The sequence below is a fragment of the Microbacterium sp. 05N427 genome (assembly GCF_056397105.1).
Map to the genome: position 1 here is coordinate 18,132 of NZ_JBFTMT010000027.1, position 10,271 is coordinate 28,402.

Genomic DNA, 10,271 nt, shown 5'->3' on the forward strand with positions numbered 1-10,271 from the left:
GGTTCTCCTCGTACGTTCTTCGATATGCCGGCGTCAGTTGGACTTCGCCGTGATCCACACGGTGATGGCGACGAGTGCGCCGATGCCGAAGATCCAGATGAACAAGCCCTCCGAGACGGGGCCGAGGGATCCGAGATCCATACCGCCCACCTGGGTCGCCTTCTGCTGGAAGAGCAGGGCGGAGATGATGTCGCGCTTGTCCTCCGCCGTCAGCGACATGTTGCCGAAGACCGGCATGTTCTGCGGGCCGGTGACCATGGCCGCGTACATGTGCAGGGCGCTGGTCTTCATCAGACCCGGCGCATACTTGCCCTCGGTCAGCGCACCGCCGGCGCCGGCCACGTTGTGGCACATGGCGCAGTTGATGCGGAACAGCTCGGCCCCGTGCGCGACGTCGCCCTTGCCGTCGAGGATCTTCTCCTCGGGGTAGGTCGGGCCGGGGGCGACCGACTGCACCCAGGCGGCGACGTTCTTGATCTGCTCCTCGGAGAACTGCGGGTGCTTCTGCGGAGCCTGCGGTCCCTGCATCTGCAGCGGCATGCGGCCGGTCGACATCTGGAACTCGACCGCGAGCTCGCCGACGCCGTAGAGGCTCGGTCCGGTGGCGGTGCCCTGCAGGTTCATGCCGTGACAGGTGGCGCAGTTCGCCTGGAACAGCTTCTGCCCGTCCTCGGTCGAGACCGCGGCGGTGACGGACGCCGGCTCGGTCGCGGCGAACGCCGCACTCGCACCGGCGTAGATGCCGCCGGTGATCATCAGGCCTGCGCCGATCAGCGCCGCGGCAGCCAGGGGGCTGCGGCGGCCGGTACGGCGCTTCTTCTCACGTGCCATGTCGGGAATCCGCTCCGCTTCTTACTTGAGGAAATAGATGACGAAGAACAGCACGATCCAGACGACGTCGACGAAGTGCCAGTAGTAGGACACCACGATGGCGGTCGTCGCCTCCTTGTGCGTGAAGTTCTTGACGGCGAATGCGCGGCCGAGGGTCAGCAGGAACGCGACCAGACCGCCGGTGACGTGAAGGGCGTGGAAGCCGGTGGTGATGTAGAACGCGGAGGCGTAGGAATCGACCGAGATCGGCATGCCCTCGGCGACCAGCTGCGAGTACTCCCACACCTGGCCGGACACGAAGAACGCGCCCATCGCGAAGGTCAGCCAGAACCACGGGACCATGCCCCAGCGCTTGCGGCCCTTGTCGTTGACCGACGTGTAGGGCTGCATGCGCTCCGCCGCGAACACGCCCATCTGGCAGGTGAACGAGGACGCCACCAGGACCAGGGTGTTGATCGCGGCGAACGGCACGTTGAGCGATTCGGTTCGCGAAGCCCAGAGCTCCGGCGAAGTGCTGCGCAGGGTGAAGTAGATCGCGAAGAGTCCCGCGAAGAACATCACTTCACTGCCGAGCCAGACAATGGTTCCCACAGCCACCGGGTTGGGGCGCTTGATGGTTCTCGCCGCCGGGGCATACGTCGCTGAGGTCGTCACCTGTCCATTATGGCCGATCTCGGACGACGATTGTCGCACCGGTGGCGGCGGTTCAGCCCGTCCGGGCCTCTGTGCGACCTCGGAAGCAGCCGCGAATCCCCTGGGAGACGCGCGGTTGCGGGTGGGCCGCGCGACGTCCGAGCGGGGATCACGACTGGATCACATCGCTAGGATCACTGGCATGGCGGATGCTCTGACCTGGCCCGATGTCCTCTCCACTCTCCTCGCCGGACGCGATCTGAGCGTCTACGAGTCGACCTGGGCGATGCGTCAGGTGATGCGCGGTCAGGCGACCGAGGCGCAGCTGGCCGGGTTCCTGGTCGGTCTTCGCGCGAAGGGGGAGACGATCGACGAGGTCGTCGGCTTCCGCGATGCGATCCTCGAGGCCGCGGTGCCGTTGCCGGTGTCCTCGGATGTGCTCGACATCGTCGGCACGGGCGGAGACCGCGTCGGGACCGTGAACGTGTCGACCACGGCGGCCATCATCATCGGCGCGACCGGCGTCCCGGTCGTCAAGCACGGCAATCGCGCGGCGAGCTCGGCGTCCGGATCCTCCGATGTCCTCGGAGCGCTGGGGCTCGAGCTCACCCTCGACCCGCAGGCGGTCGCCGAGATCCTCGATCGCACCGGCATCACCTTCGCCTGGGCGGGCGCGTTCCACCCCGGCTTCAAGAACGCCGGTGCGGTGCGCGCGGAACTCGGCGTGCCGACCGTGTTCAACATGCTCGGTCCGCTCTGCAACCCGGCGCGCGCGGAGGCGAACGCCGTCGGCGTCGCCCAGCTGGACCGCGTGCCGCTCATCACGGGCGTGTTCCGCACCCGCGGCGCCACCGCATTGGTGTTCCGCGGTGACGATGGGCTGGACGAGCTCACGACCACGGGCCACAGCCGCATCTGGGAGGTCACCCGCGGTGACATCCACGAGCACGACCTGGATCCGCGCGACCTGGGGATCCCGCTCGCCGAACTCGCCGATCTCATCGGCGGCTCGCCCGAGCACAACGCTGGCGTGCTGCGCCGTACGCTCGAGGGCGAGCGCGGCGCGGTGCGCGACATCGTGCTGCTGAACGCCGCGGCCGGCATCGTCGCCTATGAGCTCTCGCACGACCCGTCCCTGGCGCAGGCGCCGATCGTGGAGCGGCTGCGCGCAGCCCTGGTACTGGCCGAAGCCGCTGTCGACGACGGCCGGGCCGTCGCGAAGCTGGACGCGTGGGTCTCGGCGTCCAAGGAGCTCGCCGCGCACTGAGCGGCGCAGACGGAAGGACCGGCATGGATCCGCAGGAGGCGCTGCTCGAGATCGCCCGGCTGCTCGAGCGCGAGCGGGCGTCGCGATATAGGGCCAAGGCCTTCCGCGTCGCCGCGGCGACGTATGCCGAGCTCCCCGAGGACGCGCGGTCTGACCTGAACCGGATCCAGCAGGCGAAGGGGATCGGCTCCTCGACGTTCGAGGTCATCCGGCAAGCGCTCGAGGGGCGGACGCCGTCCTACCTCGTCGAGCTGCGCGGCGAGGTCGAGCCGGAGATCGCCTCGGAGCTGCGCCCGCGACTGCGCGGTGACCTGCACGCGCACACCGAATGGTCGGACGGGACGACCCCGATCGAGGCGATGGCGGACGCGGCCAGAGCGCTGGGCCACGAGTACCTCGCGATCACCGACCATTCGCCGCGACTGCGCGTGGCGCGCGGCCTCACCGCGGAGCGGCTGCGCACGCAGCTGCCGCAGGTGCGCGCGCTCAGCGGCGGCGGACTCACGATGCTCACCGGGATCGAGGTCGACATCCTCGACGACGGGCGCCTGGACCAGGAGGACCGGCTGCTCGGCGAGCTGGACGTCGTGGTCGCGTCCGCGCATTCCAAGCTGGCCATGGAGCCGGGGCCGATGACGCGACGCCTGGTCGCCGCGGTCTCCAACTCCCGGGTGAGCGTGCTCGGGCACGTCACAGGGCGGCTCGTACAGGGGGAGCGGGGCACGAGGCCGCCGTCGCGGTTCGATGCCCGCGCCGTGTTCGAGGCGTGTGCCGAGCACGGCGTGGCGGTGGAGATCAACTCGCGCCCGGAGCGCCAGGACCCGCCGGACGGACTCCTGGCCCTCGCGCTCGAGATCGGCTGCCTGTTCTCGATCGACTCCGACGCGCACGCACCAGGACAGCTGTCGCTCCTGGACCACGGCGCCCAGCGCGCCGAGCGTGCAGGCGTCCCCGCGGAGCGGATCGTGACGACCTGGGGCCTGGACCGGCTGCTGCGCTGGGCGGAGTGAACTCAGGCCGTGCGGCTGAGCGCCTCCAGCGCGCGCGCCATCGACGTGCCGAGGTTCCAGCGCTCCGCGACCCCGACCGCGGCCGCGGTCTCTGCGGCGTCGAGCGGTCGCAGCGGCTCGGCGGGGACGGCGATCGGCAGCGCGGTCGCGACGCGCACCACGGTCGGCGCCACGTCGAGGTAGTCCGACGCGGCGAGGATCTTCTTCGCCACGCCCGCCGACATGCCCTCAGCGCCCTCGGCGGCGGCGCGGATCGCCGTGAGGTCGCCGTGCACGGCGAGCAGGTTCGCGGCGGTCTTCTCGCCGACCCCTGCCACACCGGGGAGCCCGTCGGAGGCGTCTCCTCGCATCGTGGCGAAGTCGGCGTACTGGCTCGGGAGCACCCCGTACTTGCGCACCACCGCCTCCTCGGTGAGGTCCTCGAGGTTGCTCATCCCGCGGCCGGTGTAGATCACTCTGACTCCGCGGGCGTCGTCGACGAGCTGGAACAGGTCCCTGTCGCCGGTGATGATGTCGACGGGCATGCCCGACACGGTCGCGAGCGTGCCGATCACATCGTCGGCCTCGTGCTCCGCGACGCCGATGACCGGGATGCGCAGCGCCGCGAGCGCCTCGCGGATGATCGGGATCTGCGCCTCGAGCGGATCCGGCACCTCCTCGACGTCGGCGCCGCCGGGGACGACCTCGACGACGCGGTGCGCCTTGTAGCTCGGGATGAGGTCGACCCGCCACTGCGGGCGCCAGTCGTCGTCCCAGCAGGCGACGAGATGCGTGGGCCGGTAGGCCGTCACGAGCTTCGCGATCATGTCGAGCAGCCCTCTGGCCGCGTTCACCGAGGTGCCGTCCGGCGCCTTGACCGCGTCGGGCACGCCGTAGAACGCGCGGAAGTAGAGGCTGGCGGTGTCCAGCAGGAGGAGCTTCGGAGCGGCGTCGGTCATGTCCACAGTCTGCCAGGCCTGCTGTCGTCGACGGGGAGTGCGCGGATGCCGATCCTCGGGAACATCGCGGCGGGAACCGGCGTTGTCGATGTCGTGCGAACGGGACGGAAGCCCGGTGGACCGCGGGGAAAAGTGATCACCGCAGCGCTCAGCGACCTGATAGCATGAGGTGTCACCCGTGGGGGCTTCCTCCCGTGTGCGTGACGGACAACAAACATCCATTTCGCCGCAGTGCGATCCTGTGCTCCGTGGAGAGCGCGCACCGCAGCCCGAGTATTCATCAACAAGGACAACCCACTACATGACTACCGCAACGGCCGCTCCGGCCACCAAGCAGGTCGCGATCAATGACATCGGATCTGCCGAGGACTTCCTGGCTGCGGTCGAGAAGACCCTGAAGTTCTTCAACGACGGCGACATCATCGAGGGCACGATCGTCAAGATCGACCGCGACGAGGTCCTCCTCGACGTCGGCTACAAGACCGAGGGCGTCATCCCCTCGCGCGAGCTGAGCATCAAGCACGACGTCGACCCCAACGAGGTCGTCTCCGTCGGCGACCTGGTCGAGGCCCTCGTCCTCCAGAAGGAGGACAAGGAAGGCCGTCTGATCCTGTCCAAGAAGCGCGCCCAGTACGAGCGCGCCTGGGGCGACGTGGAGAAGATCAAGGAGAACGACGGCGTCGTGACCGGTCAGGTCATCGAGGTCGTCAAGGGTGGCCTCATCGTCGACATCGGCCTCCGCGGCTTCCTGCCGGCCTCGCTCATCGAGCTGCGCCGCGTCCGCGACCTCACCCCGTACCTCGGTCAGGAGATCGAGGCCAAGATCCTCGAGCTCGACAAGAACCGCAACAACGTGGTGCTCTCGCGTCGCGCTCTGCTCGAGCAGACGCAGTCCGAGTCGCGCACCACGTTCCTCAACAACCTGCACAAGGGTCAGGTCCGCAAGGGCGTCGTGTCGTCGATCGTGAACTTCGGTGCGTTCGTCGACCTCGGCGGTGTGGACGGCCTCGTGCACGTCTCCGAGCTCTCCTGGAAGCACATCGAGCACGCCTCCGAGGTCGTCGAGGTGGGCCAGGAGGTCACCGTCGAGATCCTCGAGGTCGACCTCGACCGCGAGCGCGTCTCCCTGTCGCTGAAGGCGACGCAGGAGGACCCGTGGCAGGTCTTCGCCCGTACCCACGCCATCGGCCAGGTCACCCCGGGCAAGGTCACCAAGCTCGTTCCGTTCGGTGCGTTCGTGCGCGTCGCAGACGGCATCGAGGGCCTCGTGCACATCTCCGAGCTGTCCAGCAAGCACGTCGAGCTGGCAGAGCAGGTCGTGTCGGTGGGTGAAGAGGTCTTCGTCAAGGTCATCGACATCGACCTCGAGCGTCGCCGCATCTCGCTGTCGCTGAAGCAGGCCAACGAGTCGGTCGACCCGTACGGCACCGAGTTCGACCCGGCCCTGTACGGCATGCTCGCCGAGTACGACGAGAACGGCGAGTACAAGTACCCGGAGGGCTTCGACGCCGAGACCGGTGCGTGGAAGGACGGCTTCGACACCCAGCGCGAGGCATGGGAGCAGGAGTACGCGGCTGCCCAGGCTCGCTGGGAGGCGCACAAGGCCCAGGTCATCAAGGCGGCCGAGGCCGAGGCTGCGGCGGGCGACGACTTCGCCGCGAGCGCCCAGTCGTTCTCGAGCGACTCCGCCGGTGCCGGCACGCTGGCCGACGACGAGGCTCTCGCGGCTCTGCGCGAGAAGCTCTCGGGCGGCAACGCGTAAGCATCACCCTTCAGAACGGGTCGTCACCTCGCCTTCGGGCGGGTGGCGGCCCGTTCCGCGTCTGCGGGAAGATCGCGGCCCGGACGGGACCCCGACGGCACTCGGCCGGAAGGTCGGCGCGCGGACGTGTGAGGATGGAGGACATGGATCCGATCGCTCCCCGTCCTGGCATCGCGCGACGGCCGATCCGCCTCCGGTGAGCTTCATCGGTCACGCCCCGGGTTCGCACGCGTACCGGCGGCTCATCCTGGGGCTGTTCTTCGCCGGGATCGCCACGTTCGCGCAGCTGTACGCTCCGCAGGCCGTGCTGCCGCTGCTGGCGCGCGATCTCACCATCGATCCGGCGACCGCCGCGCTGAGCGTCTCCGCGGCCACGCTGGGCCTGGCCGCATCGGTGATCGGCTGGTCGGTCGTCGCGGATCGGATCGGGCGCGTGCCGGCGATGGCGGTCGGGGTGATCGCGGCGACCGCGCTGGGCCTGCTCGCACCGTTCGCCGGCGACATCGGCATCCTGCTCGCCCTGCGATGCGCAGAGGGGATCGCCCTGGGTGCCGTGCCGGCCGTCGCTCTCGCCTACCTGGCCGAGGAGGTGGGGCCCCGTCATGCGGCCGCCGCAGCCGGCAGCTACATCGCCGGAACCACGGTCGGCGGGCTCGCGGGCAGGGTCGTGTCCGGCCTCGTCGCCGAGGTCGCGGGCTGGCAGGCCGGCGTGTGGGCGGCGACCGGCCTCTGCGCCGTCGCGGCCGCGCTCTTCCTCTGGCTCGCGCCACGATCGCAGGGCTTCGTGCCGTTGCGGCTGCGCGCCGAACGCGGTGAAGGCGTGCTCCTGCGACTCCTGCGGCTGCTGCGTTCGCCCCGTCAGCTCGCGCTGTACGCGCAGGCGTTCCTGCTGATGGGCGCCTTCGTGGCGGTGTACAACTACCTCGGCTTCCATCTCGCGGCACCCCCGTTCGCGCTGCCCGCGTGGCTCGTGACGCTCCTGTTCCTCGCGTATCTCGCTGGCACGGTTTCGTCTCCCTGGGCCGGGATCCTCGCGTCGAGGATGGGAAGGCGCCCCGTGCTGCTGGGCTCGGTCGCGGTGATGGCCGGCGGCGCCGCGCTCATGCTCGTGCCCTTCACGGTCATCGTGCTGTTCGGCCTGCTGCTCTTCACCGCGGGATTCTTCGGCGCGCACGCGGTGGCATCCGGGTGGACGCCGGTCGCCGCGCCTGCCGAGAGCCGTGCGCAGGCGTCCTCGCTGTACTACTTCGCGTACTACGCGGGCTCGAGTCTGTTCGGATGGACGCTCGGCATCGCGTTCGGCGCCTGGGGCTGGGCGTGGTTCGGCGGGATCGTGATCGGCATGTGCGCGCTGGCGGCTCTCGTCGCGGGAGTGGCGCTACGTGCTGCGGATCCGCAGAGGTCCTGAGGGAGCGCTTCGGCCCGGCACTCCCGGCGGCTCGTGCGGAAGTCCCATGCGAGACTGGCAGCATGCCCCTCATCGCGCTCACCGGCGGCATCGCGTCGGGTAAGTCCACGATCGCGGCCTGGCTCGCCGAGCACGGCGCCGTCGTCATCGATGCGGATCGGATCGTCCGTGATGTGCAGGCACCGGGCTCGCCCGTGCTCGCGCGCCTCGCGGCCGAGTTCGGCGCCGAGATGATCCAGCCCGACGGTGCCCTGGATCGCGCGCGCCTCGGGACGCGGGTCTTCGGCGACGCTGAGGCGCTCGGCCGACTCAACGCCATCGTGCACCCGGCAGTCAAGGAGGAGTCGCAGCGCCGGTTCGCGGCGGCACTGGCCGCGGATCCGGCCGCGATCGTCGTGTACGACGTCCCGCTGCTGGTCGAGGCCCGGGTGGACGATCCCTGGGATCTGATCGTCGTCGCCGACGCGCCAGCCGCAGTGCGCGAGGAACGGCTCGTGCGCGACAGGGGTCTCGATCGCGCCGAGGCGCAGAAGCGCATCGCCTCCCAGGTGCCGGACGACCGGCGCCGGGAGATCGCGGACGTGATCATCGACACCGCAGGTTCGCTCGAGGACACCCTTGGCCAGACCGATGCGCTGTGGGCGCGGCTGCGGACGGGGGCGACCGCGTGACGGACCTGCTCGCGGCTTACGACGCACAACTGCGGGGAGCGGCCGAGCTTGCGGGGGCGGAAGGAGTGCGCCTCATCGGCCCCGTCGCGGCGGGGGTGTTCCCGGGCGGCACGGGCTTCGCGAGCTATGTGGATCTGGCCGGGTTGGGGGAGCGGCGGATCCGGTCGCTCGTCTTCGCGGTGCGCGCGCACTTCGAGGCGCTGCCGGAGGTGCGCTCCGCGGAGTGGAAGACCCGAGGGCATGACGTCGCGCCTGGGCTGGAGGACGCGCTGCGCGATGCGGGCTTCGTCCCCGAGGAGACGGAGTCGGTGATGCTCGGGGAGGCGGCGCTGCTCGCGGCCGATGTGCCCGTGCCCGAGGGCGTCGTGCTGCGCGAGATCCGCGACGAGGCCGACATCGTGGTGATGGAGCGGATGCAGGCGGACGTGTTCGGCCACGGCGACGGTGACCAGAGGGCGCAGCGCACCATCGCCCGTGTCGTGGCCGGCGATGACATCGTGCTCTGGGTCGCGGAGGCAGAGGGGCGCATGATCAGCGCGGGGCGCCTCGAGCCCGTCGCAGGCACCGAGTTCGCGGGGGTGTGGGGCGGCGCGACGGTCCCGGAATGGCGCGGTCGCGGCGTGTACCGCGCGCTGACGGCGAAGCGGGCACAGGCCGCGCTCGGCCGGGGGCTGCGGTATCTGCACTCCGATTCGACGGAGTTCTCGCGTCCGATCCTGGAGCGCTCCGGGATGCGCAGGTTCACGACCACCACCCCGTACGTCTGGACCCGCGAGGGCTGAGGGCTACTCGGCGACCGCGCGCGCTCGGCGGCGCCGTGATCGCCGCCGCACCACGACGACGATCGCGACGATCAGGCCGAGCAGAAGGATCGTCGCGACGACGGGCACGATGATCGCGGCGGCACTCAGAACGAACGCGGCGATGTCCTCCGCCGTGCTGAGGACCGGAGCCGCGACGCCGGCCAGGATCGTCGACCGCAACCGTAGGGGAGTCGTGGTGATATGCCACATATAGCCCTCTGAACTGGGTGAAACAACTGTCGAAACGTCGAGGGATTGACCCGTCGGATGGTTTGTTCGTATGGTTTGCATTATTCGCCAGGATCGTATACCTTCGCTCGTGGGGCAGCGCCGGGACGCGCTGTGGGGACGATGGGGAAAGCTCTGGGGAGTTTCTGGGTGCTGGACGCGTGGCGTCTCCGTCGCGCGCGTCGACCCTGAGACGTGCGCGATCTCGGTTTCCGAGCCGTGGGCTCAACCGATATCTGGAGTGCAACATCATGACCGACGTCAAGAGCGGCCTCTCGCGCCGTACCGTGATCAAGGGCGCAGCATGGTCGGTGCCCGTCATCGCCGTCGCCGCCGCCGCGCCGATGGCCGCGGCGAGCGCCACCAGTCCGACGAGCGTCGGATCGCTCGTCGAGTCCTCGCCGAACGTGAAGGACGGCGTGCTGTCGGCGTCCTCGTCGCGTGTCGAGGCATGCTTCCCCAGCGACAGCTTCTCGACCCCGTTCAACCTGGTCGCCACCGTCACCTTCGACAACAGCGATCCGGCCTTCTCCCTCGCCGGGAGCACCGTGATCTCGGCGGGCAACGTGTGGGCCGTCGCCAGCCGTACCGCGACTTCGGTGACGCTGACGGCGACGCAGACGGTGACCTGCTTCGTCGGGATCACCGGATTCGAGCTCGCGTACAACGCGGGATCCGCCGTGCCGCCGCTGAACTCCCTGACGTTGAACATCTCGGGAG

General features: G+C 69.7%; 10 protein-coding genes and 1 pseudogene. 7 read left to right on the forward strand and 4 right to left on the reverse strand.

The window, feature by feature from the left end; genetic code table 11:
• Positions 1–33: 33 nt before the first annotated feature.
• Both qcrC and ctaE read right to left on the reverse strand, forming a co-directional pair.
• Positions 34–831, reverse strand: a complete 798-nt coding sequence (gene qcrC / locus AC1DG4_RS18595) for a cytochrome bc1 complex diheme cytochrome c subunit (RefSeq protein WP_477381881.1) — start codon at positions 829–831, stop codon at positions 34–36.
• 21 nt (positions 832–852) lie between these two features.
• Complete coding sequence (ctaE, locus tag AC1DG4_RS18600; protein WP_477381880.1) at positions 853–1,485, reverse strand: aa3-type cytochrome oxidase subunit III; 633 nt, start codon at positions 1,483–1,485, stop codon at positions 853–855.
• 181 nt (positions 1,486–1,666) lie between these two features.
• Here ctaE and trpD point away from each other — a divergent pair, with 181 nt between their 5' ends.
• Both trpD and AC1DG4_RS18610 read left to right on the forward strand, forming a co-directional pair.
• Entirely contained in the window at positions 1,667–2,731 is a 1,065-nt protein-coding gene (gene trpD, locus AC1DG4_RS18605; protein WP_477381879.1) for an anthranilate phosphoribosyltransferase, read from the forward strand.
• Between the two features lie 23 nt (positions 2,732–2,754).
• Entirely contained in the window at positions 2,755–3,741 is a 987-nt protein-coding gene (locus AC1DG4_RS18610; protein ID WP_477381878.1) for a PHP domain-containing protein, read from the forward strand.
• 2 nt (positions 3,742–3,743) lie between these two features.
• Here the strand turns inward: AC1DG4_RS18610 and AC1DG4_RS18615 are convergent, their stop codons facing one another.
• On the reverse strand, positions 3,744–4,679 hold the full coding sequence (locus tag AC1DG4_RS18615; protein ID WP_477381877.1) for a 5'-3' exonuclease: 936 nt from the start codon (positions 4,677–4,679) through the stop codon (positions 3,744–3,746).
• A 301-nt stretch (positions 4,680–4,980) separates the two neighbouring features.
• Here AC1DG4_RS18615 and rpsA point away from each other — a divergent pair, with 301 nt between their 5' ends.
• From rpsA to AC1DG4_RS18635, 4 genes are all read left to right on the forward strand, one after another.
• Positions 4,981–6,441, forward strand: a complete 1,461-nt coding sequence (rpsA, locus tag AC1DG4_RS18620) for a 30S ribosomal protein S1 (protein WP_477381876.1) — start codon at positions 4,981–4,983, stop codon at positions 6,439–6,441.
• A gap of 196 nt (positions 6,442–6,637) precedes the next feature.
• A complete protein-coding gene (locus tag AC1DG4_RS18625) occupies positions 6,638–7,849 on the forward strand; it encodes an MFS transporter (RefSeq protein ID WP_477381875.1) in 1,212 nt (403 codons plus the stop codon).
• 62 nt (positions 7,850–7,911) lie between these two features.
• Positions 7,912–8,520, forward strand: a complete 609-nt coding sequence (gene coaE, locus AC1DG4_RS18630; protein WP_477420492.1) for a dephospho-CoA kinase — start codon at positions 7,912–7,914, stop codon at positions 8,518–8,520.
• A complete protein-coding gene (locus tag AC1DG4_RS18635; protein WP_477420490.1) occupies positions 8,517–9,302 on the forward strand; it encodes a GNAT family N-acetyltransferase in 786 nt (261 codons plus the stop codon). Before coaE ends, AC1DG4_RS18635 begins: the two co-directional genes overlap by 4 nt.
• A gap of 3 nt (positions 9,303–9,305) precedes the next feature.
• Here the strand turns inward: AC1DG4_RS18635 and AC1DG4_RS18640 are convergent, their stop codons facing one another.
• Entirely contained in the window at positions 9,306–9,533 is a 228-nt protein-coding gene (locus AC1DG4_RS18640; RefSeq protein WP_477381872.1) for a DUF4126 family protein, read from the reverse strand.
• 269 nt (positions 9,534–9,802) lie between these two features.
• Between AC1DG4_RS18640 and AC1DG4_RS18645 the strand changes: the two are divergent.
• Positions 9,803–10,271 (forward strand): annotated as a pseudogene (locus AC1DG4_RS18645) (hypothetical protein); the annotation flags it as partial.

What these genes read in the sequence shown, in the direction of transcription:
- qcrC (WP_477381881.1), bottom strand. Translation starts at nt 831, where the DNA reads ATGGCACGTGAGAAGAAGCGCCGTACCGGCCGCCGCAGCCCCCTGGCT.
- trpD (WP_477381879.1), top strand. Translation starts at nt 1,667, where the DNA reads ATGGCGGATGCTCTGACCTGGCCCGATGTCCTCTCCACTCTCCTCGCC.
- AC1DG4_RS18610 (WP_477381878.1), top strand. Translation starts at nt 2,755, where the DNA reads ATGGATCCGCAGGAGGCGCTGCTCGAGATCGCCCGGCTGCTCGAGCGC.
- AC1DG4_RS18615 (WP_477381877.1), bottom strand. Translation starts at nt 4,679, where the DNA reads ATGACCGACGCCGCTCCGAAGCTCCTCCTGCTGGACACCGCCAGCCTC.
- rpsA (WP_477381876.1), top strand. Translation starts at nt 4,981, where the DNA reads ATGACTACCGCAACGGCCGCTCCGGCCACCAAGCAGGTCGCGATCAAT.
- coaE (WP_477420492.1), top strand. Translation starts at nt 7,912, where the DNA reads ATGCCCCTCATCGCGCTCACCGGCGGCATCGCGTCGGGTAAGTCCACG.
- AC1DG4_RS18640 (WP_477381872.1), bottom strand. Translation starts at nt 9,533, where the DNA reads ATGTGGCATATCACCACGACTCCCCTACGGTTGCGGTCGACGATCCTG.